Source organism: Stenotrophomonas sp. G4, assembly GCF_003428825.1.
Lineage (GTDB): Bacteria > Pseudomonadota > Gammaproteobacteria > Xanthomonadales > Xanthomonadaceae > Stenotrophomonas > Stenotrophomonas indicatrix.
Window position 1 is genome coordinate 1,472,265 of record NZ_CP031741.1, and the last position, 20,569, is coordinate 1,492,833.

Sequence of the window (20,569 nt, forward strand, 5' to 3'; positions counted from 1 at the left end):
TGTGCGGGTGCAGGGCGCAGCCCTGCCGGCGCTTACTCCAACCCCTGCAACGGCACCTTCGCCAGCACCCGCGCCCACGGGAACAACGGGCCCGGATCACGCTTGCGCGCCACGCTCACCGCCGGGTCATCACTGGCCGGCACCTGCTCCAGGTCCAGCTGGTCATGCCCGGCAATCCGCCGCAGCGACGGGTAACGAGCCACCAGTGCCTGCAGCAGCTGTTCCAGCGCCAGCAGCTGCGCTTCGGTGTACGGCTCGTCCATCGCCTGGTGGCGGCTGTCGAGCCAGTGCGGGTAGCGCCCCGAATTGACCAGTTCGATGCCCACGGTATCGGCATTCATGCCGCGCACGTGGTGGGCGATGCGCTCCGGCGCCACGTACTGCACCACGCTGCCGTCGCGGTCGATGTAGAAGTGCCCGCTGTTGCCGGCGCCGCTGTCGTACAGCACGCGCTCGCCGTACTCCCGGGCGGTCGCCAGGTCGGGCAGTTCGGTGCAGTGGATCACCACCATCGCCAGGCTGGATGGATCGCGCAGTGGCAGGCGGTCGTGGTAGGGCAACGGCTGCAGCTGCAGGCCGGGCAGGAGCGGTTTGGGCATGCGGCGATGCTAGCATTGCCGGATGAAACTGCCTTCCCTTCTGCTGTCGATCCGCTCCGTGGGAGCGCACGCATGAGCCGCGGTCACTGCATCCTGTCCCACGGCTTCGAGAGCGGCCCGGAGGCGACCAAGGTCACCGCGCTGGCCGAAGTCGCCGAGCGACTGGGCTGGACCCATGAGCGCCCCGATTACACCGACTTGGACGCGATGAGCCAGGTCAGCCGCGTTGGCGATGTGCGCACCCGCCTGCAACGCCTGATCGAGCGCACGGCCGCTGCCGCTGCGCAGGGGCCGGTGGTGCTGGCCGGCTCCAGCCTGGGCGCCTACATCTCCGCCATCGCCTCGCTGCAGGTGCCGGTGGCCGGCCTGTTCCTGATGGTGCCGCCCACCACCATGGGCCCGATGCCGGCGCTGGATGCCGCGCCGGTGCCGACCACGGTGGTGCAGGCCTGGCATGACGAGGTGGTGCCGGCCGCCGGAGTCATCGCCTGGGCGCAGGCGCGCTCGGCGCAGCTGCTGCTGGTGGACGATGGCCATCGCCTGGAGCACCACGTGGAAGCCTCTGCGCAGGCCTTCGAGCGCCTGCTGCGGCAGCTGTGAAGCCCGGGCGCACGGCGCGCCCGCCCGCATTGACTACAATGGCAGCCCCGCCGCCCCCGGCGCGGGCCTGCCGGCCGTGTCCACGGCCCTCCCTTCCGAATGGCCCGGCCCCCTGCCGTGCCTGACCACCTGCGAACCGATCCCGTGAAATTTTTTGTCTCCTGCGCCAAGGGCCTGGAATACCTGCTTGCCGATGAGCTGTCGGCCCTGGGCCTGGAAAAGGCCACCGCCACCATTGCCGGCGTCAACGCCGATGGAGAACTGGAGCAGGCGCTGCGGATCGTGATGTGGTCGCGGCTGGCCAGCCGCGTGCTGTGGCCGATCGACGAATTCGAATGCCCGGACGAGCAGGCGCTGTACGACGGCGTGCGTGCGCTGCCGTGGCACGAACACATCAAGCCGGAGATGACCCTGGCGGTGGACGCACATGTGTCCGGCGACAAGATCACCCATGCCCGTTTCGCCGCGCAGCGGATCAAGGACGCCATCGTCGACCGCATGCGTGACGAAGGCCTGGAGCGCCCTTCGGTCAACACCGACCTGCCGGACGTGCGCGTCAACCTGTCGCTGCGCAAGGGCCGCGCCTCGCTGTCGATCGACCTCGGCGGCGGCCCGCTGCATCGCCGTGGCTGGCGCGGTGCGGCGCATGACGCGCCGTTGAAGGAAAACCTGGCTGCCGCGCTGCTGATGCGCGCGCAGTGGCCGCGCCTGCACGCTGCCGGTGGCGGCCTGCTGGACCCGATGTGCGGCAGCGGCACCCTGCTGATCGAAGGCGCGCTGATGGCGGCCGACGTCGCCCCCGGCCTGATGCGCCATGGCAGCCTGCCGCCGAGCCGCTGGCTGGGTTTCGACAAGGCCGCCTGGAAAACCATCCAGAGCGAAGCGCGTGATCGCGAAGCGGCCGGCCTTGCCGCGCTCAAGCCGGTCATCCACGGCAGCGACATCGACCCGGTGGCGATCCAGGCCGCGCGCGAGAACGCCGAAGTTGCCGGCGTCGCCCATGCCATCCGCTTCACCCGCGCCGATGTGGCTGACCTGCCCACCCCGGAGCAGGAGATCGGCGCAGTGGTCTGCAACCCGCCGTATGACGAGCGCCTGGCCGCCGATCCGGCGCTGTACCGCAAGCTGGGCAATGCCCTGCAGAAGGCCGTGCCGCAGTGGCGCGCCAGCCTGCTGTGCGGCAATGACGAACTGGCCTTCGCCACCGGCCTGCGTGCGGGCAAGAAGTACCAGATGTTCAATGGTGCGCTGGAATGCGCACTGATCGTCTGCGATCCGATCGCGGTGCCGGGCCGCGACCCGGCACAGGTGCGCGAGCTGAGCGAAGGCGCGCAGATGGTGGCCAACCGCCTGCGCAAGAACCTGAAGAAGTTCAAGAGCTGGCGCGCGCGCGAAGGCATCACCTGTTTCCGTGCCTACGATGCCGATCTGCCGGAATACGCAGCGGCCATCGACGTGTACGAGGAGGATGGCGGCCAGCGCCGCACGTTCCTGCATGTGCAGGAATACGCTGCACCGGCCGCGATTCCCGAGAACGACGTGCGCCGCCGCCGCAATGAACTGCTGGCCGCTGCGCGCGAGGTGTTCGGCGTGCCGCCGGAACAGGTATCGATGAAATCGCGTGAACGTGGCAAGGGCGGCAGCAAGTACGGCCGTTTCGAGCAGCGCGATGAGTTCCTCGTGGTGCGCGAGAACAACGCGCTGCTGCAGGTGAACCTGTTCGATTACCTGGATACCGGCCTGTTCCTCGACCATCGCCCGCTGCGCCGGCTGATGGCCGAGCAGGCGCGTGGCAAGCGCTTCCTCAACCTGTTCTGCTACACCGGCGTGGCCAGCGTGCAGGCGGCGGTGGCCGGTGCGGCCAGCACCACCAGCGTCGACCTGTCGGCCACCTACCTGCAGTGGTGCTACGACAACCTGGCCTTGAACGGGCAGGGCGGCAATCAGCACCTGCTGGTGCAGGCCGATGCGATGGCCTGGCTGGAAGGCGATCGCGGCCAGTACGACGTGATCTTCTGCGACCCGCCGACGTTCTCCAACTCGGCCCGCGCCGAGGACTTCGACGTACAGCGCGAGCAGGTGAAGATGCTGCGTGCGGCCGTCGAGCGACTGGCGCCGAACGGCGTGCTGTACTTCTCCAACAACTTCCGCCGCTTCAAGCTGGAAGAGAACGCCATCGCCGAATTCGCCCAGTGCCGCGAGATCAGCGCCAGCACCATCGGCCCGGATTTCGAGCGCAACGCGCGCATCCATCGTGCGTGGGAGCTGAAGCGCCTGGCGTGACGCGTCGCCGGGCATGGCCCGGCGCTACCCACGTGCGCGCAGAACGGTAGCGCCGGGCCATGCCCGGCGAGCGTGGGTCCGGTAGATCCACGCCATGCGTGGATGCGGTCCACCGCACGGGTTACAACAGCGCCACCACCAGCCCGATCACCGGCAACGCGATCGCCAGCGGCGCGATCCATTGCGGCCGGTAGGGGTACAGCGCGAACGCCAGCACGATTCCACCCAGGGTGAGCGCGCCGAGCCACAGCACCGGGCCCATCGCCCAGCCGTGGTCGACCACGCACAGTGCGAAAGCCACCGTCAGCAGCACCCAGCCCAGCACCCGCCATTGCGTGCGCCGTGCCGGTGATGCCGCGGATTTGCCGTGCAGTTCCTGCTGGTGCTTTTCCATCGCCAGCGACAGCGCGGTGAACGCTGTGAACGACAACCCCAGTACCAGCAGCATCATGCGCTGGCCTCCGCTTCCACTGCATCGGCCGGTGCCTTCGTCGCTGCAGCGGCCGCCGCACGCTTCTTCTTCTCGGCGGCACTCAGCGGCGGCGTCCAGCGCTGCATGCGCCAGCCGCACAGGGCCAGCATCGCGCCGAAGGCGATCATCGACAGGTCGAAACCGGCCAATGCCCAGTCACCGTTGAACAGCGTCACGCCCAGGTGCGCGTGGGTGGTCAATGCGTTGACCACCGGAATCAGCGCGAACGCGGCCGCGCCGATGTACAGCTGCCAGGCCCACATCATCCGCTTGGGCCAGATGAAGGCTGCCAGCAGCGAGGCGGCCCACGCGTAGAAGAACACGTTCGCTTCAGCGTTGGAGCGCTCGGCCAGGCCCAGCGGCAGCAGCCGGTTGCCCCAGAAATAGGCGGCAAAGGCGATCGGCAGACCGGCGACGGCGCCGATGTTCAGCGCATCGACCAGGCGCAGGCCGAAGCCGGTGCGACCGCTCTTGGCATGCTTCGGCCGCTCCTTCACCGCCCACAGCACCACGCCGCTGGCTACCATCAGGCAGCCGGTCAGGCCGGACAGGAAGAACAACGCGCGCAGGCCCCAATCGGCGAAGCGGGCCAGGTGCAGGCCATACAGCACGCCACGGGTGGCGGTGGCGCCACCGGAAGGCGGCGTTTCCTGCAGCAGCGCGCCAGTGACCATGTCATAGCGCAGCGCCGGGGTATCGATGGACAGGCGTTTGCCATCGCGCTGGCGGATATCGATCACTGCATTGGCGGCACCGGGATTGGCAACGCTGAAACCGGCGACCTCGGTGCCGTGCCAATGCGTGCGGGCGCTGTCCAGCAGCTGCCGCAGCGGCAGGGGGGCTGCCTTGCCTTCGGCGGGCGCGGTGACCTCGGGCAGGCCACCAAAGGCCTCCGCGTAGAACGCATCCTGGTCGGTGCCGTAGGCCACGTTCACTCCCCACGGCAGGTACATGATCATCAACGTGACGATGCCGGTGTAGGTGATCATCGCGTGGTAAGGCAGGGCCATCACCGCGCTGACGTTGTGGAAGTCCAGCCAGGAACGCAGGCCCTTGTCCTTCCGGAAGGTAAAGAAGTCCTTGAAGATCTTCTTGTGGGTGATCACGCCGGTGATGATGGCCACCAGCATGAACATCGCGCAGAAGCCCACCAGGTAGCGCGCCCACAGCACGGGAATGTAGTGCAGGTCGAAATGCAGGCGGTAGAAGAAGTCGCCGCCACGTGTCTCGCGGGCCTTCAGCTCGGTGCCGGTGTTCGGGTCCAGGGTGGCATCACCGAAGGCGCCGCGTCGGCCCTTGCTGGGGTCGGCCAGCTCGGCCGGCAACCGCCAGAACATCTGCATGGCCGGATTGCGTGGCTGCGGCAGGGTGACGAACCAGCTCTCGGCCTGCGGTGCGTTGGCCAGCAGGTAGTCGGCCGCGCGCTGCGCCGCTTCGTCGGTGCTGACCGAGCTGCGCGGCAGCTCCGGGCGCATCCAGCGGCTGATTTCCTCGCGGTAGTAGCTGGCGGTGCCGGCCATGAAGATCAGCAGCAGCAACCAGCCGACCAGCAGGCCGGTCCAGGTATGCAGCCAGGCCATGGATTGGCGGAATCCATTCTTCATGCCCACGCCCCCAGCAGGCGCGAAATGCCGGCCATCAGCAGGGTGGGGGCAAGAATGCCGACCCAGGCACGCAGCGCGCTGCGCGTGGCGAACGCCCACAGCGCGGCGCAGGCGGCGACCAGGATCGCCAGCAGCATGCCGGTCAGCACGGCCTGGCCGCGCGCGCCCGGCAGCGCCAGCGCACAGAACACCGTGGTCATCGAGGCAAGCGCGTAGCCGCCGAAGATGGCGGCGAGGGATCGGGACAGCACGCCCCATCGCGGGTTGGCGAAGAAGGTGCTGAGGCGGGGGCTGGCGGTTGCGGGCGAGCGGTCCACGGCGGTCCTGCAGGTTGAATGAAGAGAAGGCCGGCGCACCGAAGCGCGCCGGGGTTGGCCATCCGTGGCCGGGTGCCGGTCGCAGAACCGGCACCATCCATCAGGTCATCAGAGTTTCCAGCGCAGCGTCACGCTGACGTTGCGGGGTTCACCCCAGTACACGCCCTGGTAGAAGCCGACGTTGTTGTAGTACTTCTTGTCCAGCAGGTTGCTGATGTTGAGCTGGGCGCTGAAGTTCTCGTTGAAGCGGTAGCCACCGGCCAGGTTCAGCAGGTAGAACGCGTCCTGGGTGATGCGCGCACTTTCGGTGCGGCCGGTGGTCAGGTAGTCGGCCGTCGGCTTGGTGCTGTTGTTCCAGATGCGGCTCTGCCAGGTCACGCCACCGCCCAGCCAGAAGCGGCCTTCGATGCCGCCCGGCCGCCAGCTGGTGTTGAGGCGGAAGGTTTCCTGCGGGGTGGTGGTCCGTTGCAGCACACCCGCGGCGTTGCGGATCCGGGTACGGGCGAAACCGGCCGAGATGTTCCACTGCTCGCCGATGCTGCCCTGGGTTTCCAGTTCCCAACCCTTCACCTTGTTGCCCTTGCCGGTCGAGCGATAGGCCTGGCCGCCATCGGGCAGCGAGTTCAGCGGCACCGAATCATCGATCTCGGCCACGTTGTCCTGCTTGCCCTCAAACACGGCGGCCGAGGCGTTCAGCAGGCCACCGAAGAATTCAGCCTTGACGCCCGCCTCGTACATGTCGCCGACCACCGGCTCAAGGTAGTTGCCGTTGCGGTCGCGGTAGTTCTGCGGCTTGAAGATGTCGGTGTAGCTGACATAACCGCTGAACATCGAATTGAAGTCGTAGACCAGACCGGCATACGGGGTCAGCGTGTCGTCGGGCTTGTAGCCGGTGCGGGTGGTGCGGTTGCGGTTGCCGTTGGTGTCGTAGCCGTAGCCCCACTGGCGGGTTTCCCAGCTGCCATAGCGGGCGCCGACCACGGCCAGCAGCGGGTCGGCCAGGCGCAGGCGCGCGGCGATGTAGGCGGCGCGCTGGCGCAGCTCGTTTTCCGAGGAAAGACGGCCGTAGCGTGTCACCGGCAGGACCGGCACCTTGCCGGTCCAGTTGCGCCAGTCGGGAACCTGCATGTAGCCCGGTGCGCTGGTGTCGAAGCTGGTCGCTTCGGATTCGCCCTTGCGCACGGACTGGCCCAGCCCGAACACCAGTTCATGCTCGCGGCCGAACAGCTGGAATGGGCCGCCGACGTTGACGTCGAACACGTCCATCGTGCTGTGCTCGTTGAAGTGCGAGACGTAGGCGGTGACGCCGGTGCCGTCCGCGCGCGGGTAGCCGGCTGCGCCGTACCAGACGCTGCCATCGGTATCACGCACGGCATGGCTGACGTTGCCCTTCAGCGACCAGCCGCTGCCCAGCTGCTGTTCGAGGCGGGCGAAGGTGGTCTTTTCAATGATCGGCCATTCGCTCCACGACGCCGACAGATTGGTCGAGCGCGGCAGGTTGGCCGGGTTGCCGTCAGCACCCCAGTAAGGCACCACGCCCCAGGTCACGCCCGTGGTGTGCGGTGACTGGTATTCATAGCCCAGCTCGAACAGGGTGCTGTCGGTCAGGTCGGCCTGGACGATGCCGTAGAACACGTCCTTGTCGAGCTTGTAGACATCGCGGAACGAATCGCTCTGCTGCTTGGCCGCGACCACGCGTGCGCGGATGCGCCCGTCCCACGCCACGGGACCGCCCAGGTCGGCTTCCAGGCGCTGGTTGCCCCAGCGCCCCACGGTCAGGTTGCTGCTCATCTGGAAGGTGTCGGTGGGGCGCTTGCGCACCATGCTGATGGTGCCGGACGGATCACCGGCGCCCGTGGTCAGGCCGGTGGCGCCGCGGATCACTTCGATGCGTTCGTAGATGACGTTGTCGGTGTTGGTCTTGATCGACCCACCGAAGGTGTTGAGCATCCCGTCGATCTGGAAGTTCTCGATCGTGTAGCCACGCGATACATAGCTGATGCGCTCGCTGTCGGTGACCGACACGCTGACCCCGGTGACCTGGCCCATCACGTCGGACAACGAGAACAGCCCCATGTCATCCAGCCGTTGCCGGGTGATGACGGTGACCGACTGCGGCGTCTCGCGCAGCGACAGATCCAGCTTGGTCGCGCTGCGGGTGTTCTTCACCGTGTAGCCGTTTGCGATCTCGCCGTCAGCGGTCACCTTCACCGTGTCCAGCGTGCGCGCATCGGCAGCGAGCGGTGCATCGGCGTGGGCCAGCGGAGCGATCATCACAGCGGTCAGGGCCAGGGCCAGCAGGGTTGGGCGGGGAGTAATCAGGGGAGAAGCCATCGGTGCGATTCCATGCAGGACAAAAAACAGGCGATGGCAAACGCACCCATGGCGGCCATGCGCTCCGCGCACGTCACCCAGCGTGATTCCCATCGACGGTGCGCCACCTGCGGCAGGCAGGCGACCCAGTGGTCGGGGGATGTACACGGGCGAAGGGGCGGGTGGGCGCGTGCTTCCGTGCCCCGCTTGGCTAAGCGTACAACCGATCAGTAAATGATAGGCATTCGCATTTCGTTAAGCAAGTGTGACAGCCCCATTCGTCCCCGAACATGTGGATCCAGGCAGATCGAGGGAAACGGTCGAAGGCGGGGCGCTGTGGGTTTGCGGGGTGTGAGCCGCATGGATGCGGCGACCAAGCCCCCAGGGACGGGTTCACGGCGGCCCCGCAAACCCACAGCGCCCTGCCATCCCGCAGGAAACCAGCTGTGGCTGTTGCTCTGGATCGGGCCTCTGCGGGTGCCGGGCGCAGCCCGGCCGGGAACCCCCTCAGAACCGGAACAGCACCGTAGCCGCATGCAGCAGCAGCCCGATCAGCCCACCCACCAGGGTGCCGTTGAAGCGGATGAACTGCAGGTCGCGGCCCACGCTCAGTTCCAGCTGCTCGACCAGATGACGCTCGTCCCAGCTCTTCACCGTCTGCGCGATATGGCTGGTGACGCCCTCGCGCAGGCGCCCGGTGAGCCGCTGCGCACCTTCCAGCAGGTGCTGGTTCAATGCCTCGCGCAACGCCGGGTCCGATTGCAGGCTGTCACCCAGCGAGGCCAGGCTGCGCTGCAGATGACCGACCAGTGCCGAATCCTCGCGCTGCAGATCGCCGCGCAGGCTGGCATGGATGCGCGACCACAGGCCCTGCACGTAGTCCTGCAGGGCGGGGTGGTCGATCATTTCCTGCTTGAGCTGCTCGATGCGCTCGGCCAGTGCAGGGTCTTCGCGCAGGCGCTGCACGTAGTTGCCCAGCCATTGTTCGTAGTCCTGGCGCAGCGGGTGCTGCGGCTCGGCCAGCACCTGCTGCAGTTCCTCAAGCACCGCGCGCGCCAGGCGTTCGGCAAGGCTGTCGCCGATCTCATCGATCGGCTTGACCCAGTTCACCGTGCTCGACAGCGTCGGCCATTCGCGCTGGATGTAGCGCACGATCAGCTGCGAGGCGCGTTCCTTCACTTCCGCCTGCTCCAGCCAGCGCCCCAGCCGTTGCAGGCCTTCGTCCAGCACCCGCTGGTGGCGGCCATCGGCGGTCAGCAGGCCCAGCAGTTCGCCGGCGGTGGCTGCGGCGTTCCACTGCCGCAGCTGCTGCACCACGAAGCTGTGCAGCTGCCGCCGCACCGCCGCTTCATCGAAGAAATCCAGCGCCTGCAATGCCCAGCCACGGGCCATGTCGGCCAGCATCCGTGAACGCGCGGGATCGGCCAGCCAGCTGCCGAGGCGGCTGGCTGGATCGAATACCTGCAGCTTGGCCAGCAACACCGTCGGTTCCAGGAACTGGTCGCGCACGAACAGGGCCAGGCTGTCGCCGATGCGTTCCTTGCTGCGCGGAATGATCGCCTTATGCGGAATCGGCAGGCCCATCGGCCGCCGGAACAGGGCAACCACCGCGAACCAGTCGGCGAGCGCGCCAACCGCGGCGGCCTCGCAGAAGGCCGAGACCCAGGCCCAGATGCCACGCTCGCCCTGCCAGTGGCTGACCGCGAAACCGGCCAGCATCAGCAGCAGCAGGCCAAGGGCGAGGGTTTTCAGGCGCCGCAGCTGGGCGCGGCGCGGATCGATGGCAGACGTCATGCCCGAAGTCTACCCGCAGGCCGGTGAGTACCCGGTAGTGCCGGCCGCTGGCCGGCAACCCATGGACGTTGGAAGCACCTTGCAGCTGCCGGCCAGCGGCCGGCACTACCGGGGGATGCTCAGAGCGTTTCCAGCTGCCTGCGCAGATGGGCCAGCTGTGCGCGCAGGGTGTCGTTCTCGCGGGTCAGGGCAACCACGCGGCGGCGCAGCGCCGGGGCATCCTCGCCAAGCTGCTCCAGCGCGGCCAGCACCTCGGCATCGCGGCTGGCGATCTCATCCTCGTTGGCCTCTTCGAAGTCCATTTCCGCCGACTCCGGTTCAGGCTTCGGCGCACGCGGCTTGCGCTTGGACTCACGCACGCGCTTTGCAGCCTGCTTCAGTTCATCCTTGCCACCGGCAGCCGCCGCGCGCTGCTCTTCTTCCGGCAGGTCGGCCACGGCGGCGGCGGCGCTGATCGAGATCACGCCGGCCTTCACCGCTTCCACCACCTCGGCCGCAGCCTGGGCGTGGATGCGCTCGATCATGCTCACCTGGCTGGTGCTCAGCTTGGCTTCGCGGGCCAGTTCGGCTCGGCTGATCTTCGGCGCCGGTTCCCACGGTGGGCTGTCTTCGCCGGCCTCGTCGGCAGGCTCGGCGGTGCCGTCGCTTTCGCGCTGCAGCTGCGCCTGTTCGACCTGCTTGCGCGCGGACAGGATGTCGCGCTTGCGCAGGGCCAGCACGCCGCGCTGGAAATCGGAAACGCTGCGCCGGCCCAGGTGCTGCTCGATCATCCACAGGTGCACGTCTTCCATGCTCTGGAAGCGGGTGTTCTGCACGGTGTTGAACGGCAGGCCATGCTTCTGGCAGATGCCGAAGCGGTTGTGTCCATCCACCAGCACGTCGCCCCACAGTACCAGCGCATCGCGGCAGCCTTCGGCGAGGATGCTGCGCTCCAGCGCCTCGTGTTCGTCGGCGGTGAGCGGGTCGATGTAGGCCTTGAGTTCTTCTTTGACGACGATGTTCATGGGCACGGCAACAGGCAGGAGCGGAACCGCCCATTGTACCCGCTCGCCAGCACCGGCCTGGCCTCAGGCGGTGGCCCGGATCATCTCGCCCAGGGTGCCGGTGATCTGGTCGATCTGTGCCTTGTCCACGATCAGCGGCGGTGACAGCGCGATGATGTCGCCGGTGCAGCGCACCAGCAGGCGCCCGTCGTGGAAGCAGCGGCGGAACACCTCGTAGCCACGGCTGCCGGGGGCATCCTTGCGCGGTGCCAGCTCCACCGCACCGACCAGGCCGAAGTTGCGGATGTCGATCACGTTCGGCAACCCCTGCAGGGCGTGCAGGCGCTCCTGCCAGTATTCGCCCAGCTCGATCGCGCGCTCGAACAACCGTTCCTCGGCGTAGATGTCCAGCGTGGCCAACGCCGCCGCGCACGCCAAGGGGTGGCCCGAATAGGTATAGCCATGGAACAGCTCGATGGCCTGTGGCGGACCCTGCATGAAGCTGGCATGCACGCTGTCGCCGACCAGCACGCCTCCCAGCGGCACCGCGCCGTTGCTGGCGCCCTTGGCGAAGGTCAACAGGTCCGGGGTGACCCCGAAACGCTGCGCGGCGAACGCCATGCCAACCCGGCCGAAGCCGGTGATGACCTCATCGAACACCAGCAGGATGCCGTGCTGGTCGCAGATCTCGCGCAGTCGTTGCAGATAGCCCGGCGCCGGCAGGATCACCCCGGCCGAACCGGCGATGGGTTCAACGAACACCGCGGCAATGGTGGACGGATCGTGCAGGGCGATCAGCCGTTCCAGATCGTCGGCCAGCTCGGCGCCCTGGCGTGGCAGGCCCTTGCTGAACGCATTGCGTGACAGGTCCAGGGTATGCCGCAGGTAGTCCACGCCGCCGAGCTGCAGGCCGAACTGGCGGCGGTTGTTGGGCAGCCCGCCCAGTGCCATGCCGCCGAAGCCGACCCCGTGGTAGGCCTTCTCGCGGCTGATGAATCGCGTGCGCTGGCCTTCGCCACGCAGCCGGTGATGGGCCAGCACGATCTTCATCGCTGAATCCACCGCCTCCGAACCCGAGCTGGTGAAGAACACGTGGTTCAGCCCGGCCGGGGCCAGTGCCGCCAATCGCTGCGCCAGGGCGAAGGCCGGCGGCGAACCCATCTGGAAGGCCGGCGAGTAATCGAGGGTGGCGGCCTGCTCGGCGATCGCGTCGACGATGCGTCGGCGCGCGTGCCCTGCATTGCAGCACCACAGGCCAGCGGTGCCATCGAGGATGGCGCGCCCATCGACGTCCTCGTAGTGCATGCCCTCGGCACGTACCAGCATGCGCGGCGCGCCCTTGTACTGGCGGTTGGCAGTGAACGGCATCCAGTACGCGTCCAGTGAATCGGGGCGCTGGGTGGCCAGGTCGTGCAGGTCGCTTGCAGGGGTTTTCATGCCGGCTCCGTCGGGTCCGATGGGTGCGACTCTAGCGCAGCCGCGTCACGGTTCTGTCGGCAGGCATGGCCCGGCGCTACCGTTCGGGCCTCGACCTTGTGGTAGCGCCGGGCCATGCCCGGCGAGCGCGCAGCGCGGTCGATCACGGTGGGGTCGCGGCCGCGCCGGTATAAACAAGGATCGTTGATTGCTGGAGCGACCCATGGCCGACTTCCCCGACCGCAGCCACTGGCAGGCCCTGCGCAGCCGCGTGGCGATTCCTGCGCAAGCGTTCATCGATGGCCGCTACGTGGATGCCGCCAGCGGCGCGCGCTTTGATTGCATCAGCCCGATCGACGGGCGCGTACTGGGTGCGGTGGCCGACTGTGATGCACAGGACGTCGAGCGTGCGGTGGCCTCGGCGCGCTGCGCGTTCGAGGCAGGCCACTGGTCGCAGGCCAGCCCCGCCCATCGCAAGCGCGTGCTGCTGGCGCTGGCCGCGCTGGTGGAGACGCACGCCGATGAGCTGGCCCTGCTGGAAACGCTGGACATGGGCAAGCCGATCCGCGATGCGCGTCGCATCGATCTGCCCGGCGTGGTGCGCTGCCTGACCTGGACCGCTGAAGCGGTGGACAAGCTGTACGGTGAAATCGCCCCCACCGGTCCGCACGAGTTGGGTCTGGTCACACGCGAGGCTGCAGGCGTGGTGGCGGCCATCGTGCCGTGGAATTTTCCGCTGCTGATGGCGTGCTGGAAGATCGCGCCGGCATTGGCGATGGGAAATTCAGTAGTGCTGAAACCCTCCGAGCGCTCGCCACTGAGTGCGTTGCGGCTGGCCGCATTGGCGGCCGAAGCGGGATTGCCGGACGGCGTGCTCAACGTGCTGCCCGGTCACGGCTCACGCGTGGGCGAGCCGCTGGCCCTGCACATGGACGTGGACGTGCTGGCCTTCACCGGCTCCACCGCTACCGGCGCCAGGCTGCTCGAATACGCGGGGCGCTCCAACCTCAAGCGGGTCTGGCTGGAATGCGGTGGCAAGAGCCCGCACGTGGTGTTCGCCGATGCGCCGGACCTGGATGCGGCTGCCAAGGGCGTGGCGCAGGGCATCTTCTTCAACCAGGGCGAAGTCTGCACCGCCGGTTCGCGGTTGCTGGTGCAGCGTTCGATCCGCGATGACTTCGTGCACCAGGTGATCGCCTACGGCCAACGCATGCAGCCCCGCCATCCACTGGAGGCCGATGCACCGATGGGCGCGCTGGTCGATGCCGCGCACGTCGACAAGGTACTGGCCGACATCGCCCGGGCCGAAGCCGATGGCGCGCGCCTGCTGCTGGGCGGCCAGCGAGCCGAGGTGGAGGCGGGCGGTTGCTATGTGCAGCCGACGGTGTTCGACCAGGTACGCCCGGAACAGGCATTGGCACGCGAGGAAGTGTTCGGCCCGGTGCTGGCCGTGCTCGGCTTCGATGACGAAGCCGAGGCCGTGCGCTTGGCCAACGACAGTCGCTATGGACTGGCCGCCGGCCTGTGGACGCGGGATCTTGGACGCGCCCATCGCGTGGCCCGCCAGCTGCGCGCGGGCAGCGTTTGGGTGAACGGCTGGGATGGCGGTGACATGACGGCACCGTTCGGTGGCTACAAGCAGTCCGGCAACGGCCGCGACAAGTCGCTGCACGCCTTCGACAAGTACAGCGAGATCAAGGCCACCTGGATCCAGCTGTAGGGCCAAGGCATGCCTGGCTGTCTTTGGTAGACGCCAACCTTGGTTGGTGCCAGGCAGATTCATCCACGCATGGCGTGCATCTACTGTAGAGGCGGGACCGGACGGATTCCTCCACGCATGGCGTGGATCTACCGGAAAAGCAGAGCCAAGCCATGCCTGGCTGCATTGGCCGATGGTGCAGCGTAGCGGCCCCCCGGAAAGAATTCGTTGGCCTCGGTGTCGCCTGAAACCATTGCCCCGGCGGGGCGGCCAAGCGTGGCAGAATCGGTCGATCCGCCGTTACCCGCCTTGCCGATGTCGACGATCACCGCTGCCGCGCCACCCGTGAATTCTCCCCGCCGTGTCCTGCTGGCCAGCCTGATCGGCACCACCATCGAGTTCTTCGACTTCTACATCTACGCCACCGCCGCAGTGCTGGTGTTCCCGCACCTGTTCTTCCCGGAAAGCAGCGACCAGGCCGCCTTGCTGCAGTCCCTGGCCACCTTCGCGGTGGCGTTCATCGCACGCCCGGTGGGCTCGGCGGTGTTTGGTCACTTCGGGGACCGTATCGGCCGCAAGGCCACCCTGGTGGCCGCGCTGCTGACCATGGGCCTGTCCACGGTTGCCATCGGCCTGCTGCCCACCCATGCGCAGATCGGCCTGTGGGCGCCGGCACTGCTGGCGCTGTGCCGCTTCGGCCAGGGTCTGGGCCTGGGCGGCGAATGGGGTGGGGCGGTGCTGCTGGCCACCGAGAATGCGCCGCAGGGCAAGCGCGCCTGGTACGGCATGTTCCCGCAGCTGGGTGCACCGATCGGCTTCCTGCTGTCAGCCGGCATCTTTCTGCTGCTCGGTCGCTTTCTGGGCCAGGACGATTTCCTGCAATGGGGCTGGCGCATTCCCTTCGTTGCCAGCGCGCTGCTGGTCGGCCTTGGCCTGTGGGTGCGGCTGAACATCCACGAGACACCGGATTTCAAGCGCGCACTGGAGCGCAAGGCGCCGGTGCGGCTGCCGATGTGGACCGTACTGCGCGACCATCCGCTGCCGATGCTGCTGGGCACGTTGGGTGCCTTCGCCACCTTCGTGCTGTTCTACCTGATGACGGTGTTCAGCCTCGGCCATGGCACCGCCGTGCTCGGCTACAGCCGCGAGCAGTTCCTGCTGATGCAGATGGTGGCGATGCTGTTCTTCGCCGCCGGCATCCCGCTGTCGGCGCGCTACGGCGACCGCTGGGGAACGCGCCGCACGATGGCCATCGCCAGCCTGCTGATCATCGGCTTCGGTGTGCTGTTCGCGCCGTTGTTCCAGGCCGGCAGCCCGTGGCTGGTGCTGACGTTCCTGTGCCTGGGCCTGTTCCTGATGGGGCTGACCTACGGCCCGTGCGGCACGTTCCTGGCCGAAATCTATCCGGTGGAAGTGCGCTACACCGGTGCCTCGCTGTCGTTCAACCTGGCCGGCATTCTGGGCGCAGCTCCGGCGCCGTACCTGGCGACCTGGCTGGCCGAGCGTTATGGGCTGGTCGCGGTCGGCTACTACCTGTGCCTGACCGCAGTGATCACCCTGTGCGCGCTGCTCGCCCTGCAGCGCCGCCAGCGCTGATCAGCCGAAGAAGCGCTTGAGCGTGCGGCCCAGCCAGCCGCCACTCTGGTGCTCGCGGGCAAACTGGTTCAGGTGCTGCTTGACCTGTTCGGCATAGGCCTGGTCGTCGCCGCGGATGTGGTTGAACAGCCAGCGCGAGAGCATGGTGCGCAACTCGTCACTGATGTCCTCACCGGCCTGGAAGCGCATGCGGTATTCCGATACCCGCTTGATGAAGACCTCATGCACACGCTTGTGCGCGGCACAGAATGGATAGCCCGCTTCTTCCATCAGCTCTTCTTCGAATGCGAAGTGCGACATGGTGTAGTCCACCACCTCGTCGATCACTTCGCCCACCGCTGCCCGCTGCAGGCTGGTCTGCGCCACGTGCAGGTGGTTGAGCATTTCGATGATGCGGCGGTGTTGCTGATCGATCACATCGATGCCGATGTTCAGATCGTCCTGCCAGACCAGTAGTGCCATCCCCGGCTCCCCTTCATGCTGATGTCGGGGCCGACTGTAGAGGCGCCGCCCACGGGCGGCGTTGATCTGGATCAAGGCATGCCTGTCAGGACAGCGCAGCCTCGCGCGGGCGCAGCGGGCTGGCCACCGTGGTGCAGCTGACCCGGTTGCGGCCTCCGGCCTTGGCCAGGTACAGCTGGCGATCGGCCTCGGAAATCAGCCGGTGCAGCGCATCACGCTGCGGCCGCAGGCAGCACAGGCCGATGCTGACCGTCATGCGCAGCGTGGCGGTGCCGATGTCCACTTCCAGCGCGGCGATGCGCTGGCGCAGCTCCTCGAAATAGAGCAGAGCTTCGTCCTGTTCCATGTCCGGCACCAGCAGGCAGAATTCCTCGCCGCCGAAGCGCGCGATCAGGTCCTGGCTTCGCGCGTGGTCGCCGACAGCACGGGCTACCGCGCGCAGCGCATCGTCACCCGCTTCGTGGCCGTGGGTGTCGTTGATGTGCTTGAAATGGTCGATGTCGATCATCGCCACCGCCACGCACTGGCCATGCAGCTGCAGTTGCGGCAGCTGGCGCTGGCTCTGTTCCAGGAAGCAGCGGCGGTTGGGCAGGCCGGTGAGGAAATCGCGGGTAGCGAGGTCCTGCAGCGTGCCGATCAGTTCCAGCTGGTCCACATTCTGCGAGACGCGGCAGAAGAACTCTTCACGCGAGAAGGGTTTGCGCAGGAAGTCATTGGCGCCGTTCTTCAAGAAGCGCGGAATCAGCGACGCATCGGTATTGCCGGAAATGCCGATCACCGCCACCTTGTCGCGCGAGCGCAGGGTGCGCAGGCGGCGGGTGAACTCCACGCCCTGCATGCCCGGCATCTCCTGGTCGACCACGGCCAGGCGGATCGCCGGGTGCGCCTCGATCGCTGCCAGGCCTTCGCTGCCATCGGCCGCCTCGTACACCTCATGACCGTACATGCGCAGCAGGGCGGCGGCATAGCCGCGTGCGGACGGCGAGTCGTCCACCACCAGCGCGGCGATGCGCCGGTTGCGTTCCAGACGCTGCACCAGCCAGACCAGATAGTCGATGCTGCCCGGAGTGTTCTTCAGCACGTAATCGATGATCTGCTGCTGCAGCACGCGCTTGCGCAGGTCCTCGTCGTACACGCCGCTGACCACCACGGTCGGCAGGTTGCGCTTGAGGAAGAACTCGACCACCGCGTCGCGGTCGCCATCGGCCAGTACCAGCCCGGTCAGCACCAGGAACCAGCCGCCTTCTTCACTGAGCAGGCGATCGGCTTCGGCCAGCGAGCTGGCCACCACCACCGGCAGTTCCAGGCGCTGTTCGATGGCTTCGCGCAGCATGCCGGTGAAGGCACGGGAATTTTCCACCAGCAGGATGCGCTGCGGCAGCGGATCGGCCAGGTCGCCATCGACAGCGGCCTGCGGCAGGACGGGCATGATGCGGTGGCTCACGTGGGAGGGCTCGGCACCGATAGCGGCGGTTTCAGGTGCAACTTTAGCCGCGCAGGATAACCGGCACGCAGCGGGTGTGTCAGGCCGACGTTGGAATCTGCGGCTGCACACTGGAAATCGAGTCGTATACCGCAAGGCGGAGCCGATTGCTGCGGCAATGTACCGCGCCACCGTAGGCCTGAATCCGTCCGCTCAGGCGCTCGACGGCCTGGTGGGTCGTGTCAGTGGACAGCGCACAGCCACGGTCCAGCAGTGCGACGACCGCGACGATGCCACGGCGGCTACCGGCCGTGCCACACCGGGTCCGTACACAGATCTGGCCCGCCTCCAGTTCCAGCAGCAGCGAGACCGCCAGCATGCATGGGTTTCCGGTCGAGAACTGGCGCCAGATGAGGCAGCTGGTAGCGCAGACGGCTGACGGCACAAGCCTGCCCGGCCACAGGTGGAAACTCAGCCCAATTGTCTTGTTGAATCGGTCCAAGGCTGAGCCTCACTTGCTCCGGGGCGTAATGCCAAGCTCCGGTGCGGACACAATCCGCGGAGGAAGGGACGTGCAATTGCTGCGATTGCATTGAGCGCCTGCAGATGTGCCGGTAGACGATGCCTGATCTTCAGCAGCGGACGAAATTATCCAGATCGCTTCCGGATGCGTGCTGCTCTGTATCAAGGGGGGGCAGTAGACATATAGTGGCCCTTGCTTGCCCGGGAGCGGCAAGAGGTCGTGTGGCGGGGCGTCGACGTGGGTGCTCGGCTCAACCAGGTGGGTGTTTCATCGCGCTCATCATTATTTTCTACCGAGGAGGAAAAAATGCGAGTAGCTAATGCTGGGGTGGCGTTGGGAGCGGTCATTGCCGCTTGCCTGCCGATGTCGGCCTGGGCGCAATCCGACGATCACGGTATCCGTATGAGTCAGCGGGGCCTGGGGGAGGCATTCCCTGCAACGGTCAATCTGAGCCAGGATCCTGCGTGGCAGGTTTACGGTTTCCAGCGTGATGGCATTTCCTATTTTCAGGTGAATGACCTCGCTGGTCGCGTGCAGCTCATCATCGGCAATGCCGGTGGCGTTTTCTGGGTACTCCCAGCCGGCGATGCGCGGTTGCCCGTATCACTGCCGGGCCAGTCGTTGCCCGTGCCAGGCAGTGCAGTCCGTTCGCTGGTCTATCGCGGCAACGGTTTCGTGCTGGTGCGCTACAGCGCTGGTACGAGCGTGGTCTGGGCTATCGAAACGCAGTAATCATGGGTCAGCAGGGGACGAGCGTCGCCTGCTGGTCGACTGGTTTCAGCCAACCTTTCGTCAGCTGCACCCATACACCGGGCACGCCGGGGTGACTGGGATCAGAGTTTTGCCTGCTGCTGTTTCCAGGCAGGAAAGGCTACGCGGGAGCCAAATGAATTCCCTTCGGGGATTCGCGCCGTGTCGTGGTGCCTGACTCTACCAATACCATCACAATGCGGTTGTGGCGGCAATGGACGGAGCCACCAAACGCCAGCGCACGCCCGGCCAACCGTTCCCTGACCAGGTTGGCGGTGGTTCCAGACAATGCGCGATGCCGATCCAGCAGCGAGGCTGTCATGACAATTCCACGCTGTTGCCCAACGCTGATGCAGCGCGCCCGCACGATGACCTGCCCGGATTCGCTCTTCAACAGCAACGACACGGCGTCGATGAGACTCCGGTATGCCGTCAGCTGCAGGTCGAGGCTGAGCCGGCAGGGGTCACCGGCTAGGCGCGGTTCGGTTACACGGTGCGTGTCTATCCATGCCGAGCGCACGCCTCCGGCCTGCAGTGCGACATACAGTCCCAACTGCTCAAGTGCGGTGGGATACACCAAACTAGCCTGTTCGCGGAACAGCCGGGAGTGCACATTGGCCGTGTGCGTAAGGCTGCTGGCGATCGCCGAATGCCCGTGGCTGTTGAGCCAGTTGATGACTTCCGAAAGCGACAGGTCGATGCCATCACCCAGTTTACGCAGGTGAATTGCGCGCTCGCGAAGATCTGATTCGCTCGCAAGGTGCGAGCTGCGTGCGAGCTTGATGGCGTTCTTTTCGCCCACCTCACGGAGCTGATAGCGCCTGTGGTAGTGGCTGATGCGGGAGCCGAGCAGCAGCAGCGCTACACCCGTAATGGCCATGATCTGCTGTGTCGTAAACGTTGAAGCATCGAAGGCCGCTGCATAGGGCTTCGGCGTAGTCAGGCCAATGATCAGATTCAACGCGGGCACCCCGATGGCCGCACCGCGCCAGCCGTGCAAGCACGTCAGAGCAATTGCTGGAAGGCCCATCAGCAGCTGCAGGGACGTCCTGAGTGTACTGGCCTCGGTTGGAATCAGGGATGCGGTAACGCCAAGAAGTGTCATCGTTGACAGTGCTACGGCGGTGGGTCCTGTGGAAATGGTCCTCCAGAGTGGTTCGGTGTTGCGTTTCGCCCAAAGCAGCGCGAGCGGAGCCACAGTAAGTATGGCAATGAAATCACCGACGCTGAAACGAACTGCACGGGAGAGGAACGCGAGCGCGGAATCTGCAGGTGGCATTGGCCAAAGCAGTTGGGAGAAGCTCACATTCAGAAGTGTGACCACGATGGAGGACAGCAATGCAATGGCGAGCAGGCGGGCATTGACCGAGTTCGCGATCATCCTGCGGCCCCAATAGGTGATGAACATCACCGCAGGCATCAGAGAGACCGAAGCAAGGACGGCCCAGGTCACACCATACTTCTCGATCATTGGATACCGCATCTGCGCGAAGTAGGCATACTCGCCCAGCAGGAGATAAGGCCAAAGCCGAGGTGGGCAGAGCAGTACCGCAGCAACGCGTACGCCGGCGGGAAGATAGAACTGATCAAGCGAGAGCTGCCGTGTGGCCCAGCAGGCAATCGCGTACAGCACAGCCAAGGCAAGTCCTGCCGGATGGATGCGCAACTTCAGCTGCAGGCCTTCATTCCACCAGTTCAATCGCACTACCCCTTCACAGTACGTTCCCTGTCAGCA

General features: G+C 66.5%; 16 protein-coding genes and 1 pseudogene. 5 read left to right on the forward strand and 12 right to left on the reverse strand.

The window, feature by feature from the left end; genetic code table 11:
• Positions 1-32: 32 nt before the first annotated feature.
• Positions 33-599 (reverse strand): N-acetylmuramoyl-L-alanine amidase, encoded by a 567-nt coding sequence (locus D0Y85_RS06815; RefSeq protein ID WP_117309938.1) that lies wholly within the window; start codon positions 597-599, stop codon positions 33-35.
• A gap of 72 nt (positions 600-671) precedes the next feature.
• Here D0Y85_RS06815 and D0Y85_RS06820 point away from each other — a divergent pair, with 72 nt between their 5' ends.
• Positions 672-1,199: an alpha/beta hydrolase gene (locus tag D0Y85_RS06820; RefSeq protein WP_025875362.1), complete on the forward strand. Its 528-nt coding sequence runs from the start codon at positions 672-674 to the stop codon at positions 1,197-1,199.
• A gap of 144 nt (positions 1,200-1,343) precedes the next feature.
• Positions 1,344-3,482, forward strand: coding sequence for a bifunctional 23S rRNA (guanine(2069)-N(7))-methyltransferase RlmK/23S rRNA (guanine(2445)-N(2))-methyltransferase RlmL (rlmKL, locus tag D0Y85_RS06825; RefSeq protein ID WP_117311867.1), 2,139 nt, complete (start codon positions 1,344-1,346; stop codon positions 3,480-3,482).
• A gap of 121 nt (positions 3,483-3,603) precedes the next feature.
• On the opposite strand, the gene D0Y85_RS06830 is transcribed toward rlmKL, so the two are convergent.
• The 7 genes from D0Y85_RS06830 to D0Y85_RS06860 form a co-directional block, all read right to left on the reverse strand.
• Positions 3,604-3,933, reverse strand: a complete 330-nt coding sequence (locus D0Y85_RS06830; protein WP_117309939.1) for a DUF3325 domain-containing protein — start codon at positions 3,931-3,933, stop codon at positions 3,604-3,606.
• Positions 3,930-5,558: a PepSY-associated TM helix domain-containing protein gene (locus tag D0Y85_RS06835; RefSeq protein ID WP_117309940.1), complete on the reverse strand. Its 1,629-nt coding sequence runs from the start codon at positions 5,556-5,558 to the stop codon at positions 3,930-3,932. The genes D0Y85_RS06830 and D0Y85_RS06835 overlap by 4 nt, the downstream gene beginning before the upstream one ends.
• Positions 5,555-5,875 carry a DUF3649 domain-containing protein gene (locus D0Y85_RS06840; RefSeq protein WP_025875358.1) on the reverse strand — a complete coding sequence of 107 codons (321 nt, stop codon included), beginning with the start codon at positions 5,873-5,875 and terminating at the stop codon, positions 5,555-5,557. Before D0Y85_RS06840 ends, D0Y85_RS06835 begins: the two co-directional genes overlap by 4 nt.
• 108 nt (positions 5,876-5,983) lie before the next feature.
• The gene (locus D0Y85_RS06845) at positions 5,984-8,209 is read right to left on the reverse strand and encodes a TonB-dependent siderophore receptor (protein WP_099842209.1); all 2,226 of its coding nucleotides are present in this window, start codon (positions 8,207-8,209) and stop codon (positions 5,984-5,986) included.
• 486 nt (positions 8,210-8,695) lie between these two features.
• The gene (locus D0Y85_RS06850) at positions 8,696-9,982 is read right to left on the reverse strand and encodes a DUF445 family protein (RefSeq protein ID WP_117309941.1); all 1,287 of its coding nucleotides are present in this window, start codon (positions 9,980-9,982) and stop codon (positions 8,696-8,698) included.
• 119 nt (positions 9,983-10,101) lie between these two features.
• On the reverse strand, positions 10,102-10,986 hold the full coding sequence (locus D0Y85_RS06855; protein WP_117309942.1) for a plasmid replication/partition related protein: 885 nt from the start codon (positions 10,984-10,986) through the stop codon (positions 10,102-10,104).
• Positions 10,987-11,049: 63 nt separating this feature from the next.
• Positions 11,050-12,402, reverse strand: coding sequence for an aspartate aminotransferase family protein (locus tag D0Y85_RS06860; protein ID WP_059063656.1), 1,353 nt, complete (start codon positions 12,400-12,402; stop codon positions 11,050-11,052).
• 202 nt (positions 12,403-12,604) lie between these two features.
• On the opposite strand from D0Y85_RS06860, the gene D0Y85_RS06865 reads away from it, so the two are divergent.
• Together D0Y85_RS06865 and D0Y85_RS06870 are read left to right on the forward strand one after the other, a co-directional pair.
• Positions 12,605-14,101, forward strand: coding sequence for an aldehyde dehydrogenase (locus D0Y85_RS06865; RefSeq protein WP_032975672.1), 1,497 nt, complete (start codon positions 12,605-12,607; stop codon positions 14,099-14,101).
• Positions 14,102-14,395: 294 nt separating this feature from the next.
• Entirely contained in the window at positions 14,396-15,676 is a 1,281-nt protein-coding gene (locus tag D0Y85_RS06870; protein ID WP_117309943.1) for an MFS transporter, read from the forward strand.
• On the opposite strand, the gene D0Y85_RS06875 is transcribed toward D0Y85_RS06870, so the two are convergent.
• The 3 genes and pseudogenes from D0Y85_RS06875 to D0Y85_RS06885 form a co-directional block, all read right to left on the reverse strand.
• Positions 15,677-16,138, reverse strand: coding sequence for a bacteriohemerythrin (locus D0Y85_RS06875; RefSeq protein ID WP_025875341.1), 462 nt, complete (start codon positions 16,136-16,138; stop codon positions 15,677-15,679). It lies immediately after the preceding gene.
• A gap of 85 nt (positions 16,139-16,223) precedes the next feature.
• Positions 16,224-17,567: a diguanylate cyclase gene (locus tag D0Y85_RS06880; protein WP_117311868.1), complete on the reverse strand. Its 1,344-nt coding sequence runs from the start codon at positions 17,565-17,567 to the stop codon at positions 16,224-16,226.
• Between the two features lie 94 nt (positions 17,568-17,661).
• A pseudogene (locus D0Y85_RS06885) lies at positions 17,662-17,940 on the reverse strand (hypothetical protein); the annotation flags it as partial.
• A gap of 450 nt (positions 17,941-18,390) precedes the next feature.
• On the opposite strand from D0Y85_RS06885, the gene D0Y85_RS06890 reads away from it, so the two are divergent.
• On the forward strand, positions 18,391-18,816 hold the full coding sequence (locus tag D0Y85_RS06890; protein ID WP_117309944.1) for a hypothetical protein: 426 nt from the start codon (positions 18,391-18,393) through the stop codon (positions 18,814-18,816).
• A gap of 139 nt (positions 18,817-18,955) precedes the next feature.
• On the opposite strand, the gene D0Y85_RS06895 is transcribed toward D0Y85_RS06890, so the two are convergent.
• Entirely contained in the window at positions 18,956-20,539 is a 1,584-nt protein-coding gene (locus D0Y85_RS06895; protein ID WP_117309945.1) for an MASE1 domain-containing protein, read from the reverse strand.
• Between the last annotated feature and the right edge of the window lie 30 nt (positions 20,540-20,569).

Excerpts from the sequence above, each read along its gene's own strand:
- D0Y85_RS06830 (WP_117309939.1), bottom strand. The coding sequence starts at position 3,933 with ATGATGCTGCTGGTACTGGGGTTGTCGTTCACAGCGTTCACCGCGCTG.
- D0Y85_RS06820 (WP_025875362.1), top strand. The coding sequence starts at position 672 with ATGAGCCGCGGTCACTGCATCCTGTCCCACGGCTTCGAGAGCGGCCCG.
- D0Y85_RS06845 (WP_099842209.1), bottom strand. The coding sequence starts at position 8,209 with ATGGCTTCTCCCCTGATTACTCCCCGCCCAACCCTGCTGGCCCTGGCC.
- D0Y85_RS06870 (WP_117309943.1), top strand. The coding sequence starts at position 14,396 with ATGTCGACGATCACCGCTGCCGCGCCACCCGTGAATTCTCCCCGCCGT.
- D0Y85_RS06880 (WP_117311868.1), bottom strand. The coding sequence starts at position 17,567 with ATGCCCGTCCTGCCGCAGGCCGCTGTCGATGGCGACCTGGCCGATCCG.
- D0Y85_RS06815 (WP_117309938.1), bottom strand. The coding sequence starts at position 599 with ATGCCCAAACCGCTCCTGCCCGGCCTGCAGCTGCAGCCGTTGCCCTAC.
- D0Y85_RS06875 (WP_025875341.1), bottom strand. The coding sequence starts at position 16,138 with ATGGCACTACTGGTCTGGCAGGACGATCTGAACATCGGCATCGATGTG.
- D0Y85_RS06890 (WP_117309944.1), top strand. The coding sequence starts at position 18,391 with ATGCGAGTAGCTAATGCTGGGGTGGCGTTGGGAGCGGTCATTGCCGCT.
- D0Y85_RS06860 (WP_059063656.1), bottom strand. The coding sequence starts at position 12,402 with ATGAAAACCCCTGCAAGCGACCTGCACGACCTGGCCACCCAGCGCCCC.
- D0Y85_RS06835 (WP_117309940.1), bottom strand. The coding sequence starts at position 5,558 with ATGAAGAATGGATTCCGCCAATCCATGGCCTGGCTGCATACCTGGACC.
- D0Y85_RS06855 (WP_117309942.1), bottom strand. The coding sequence starts at position 10,986 with ATGAACATCGTCGTCAAAGAAGAACTCAAGGCCTACATCGACCCGCTC.
- D0Y85_RS06850 (WP_117309941.1), bottom strand. The coding sequence starts at position 9,982 with ATGACGTCTGCCATCGATCCGCGCCGCGCCCAGCTGCGGCGCCTGAAA.
- D0Y85_RS06865 (WP_032975672.1), top strand. The coding sequence starts at position 12,605 with ATGGCCGACTTCCCCGACCGCAGCCACTGGCAGGCCCTGCGCAGCCGC.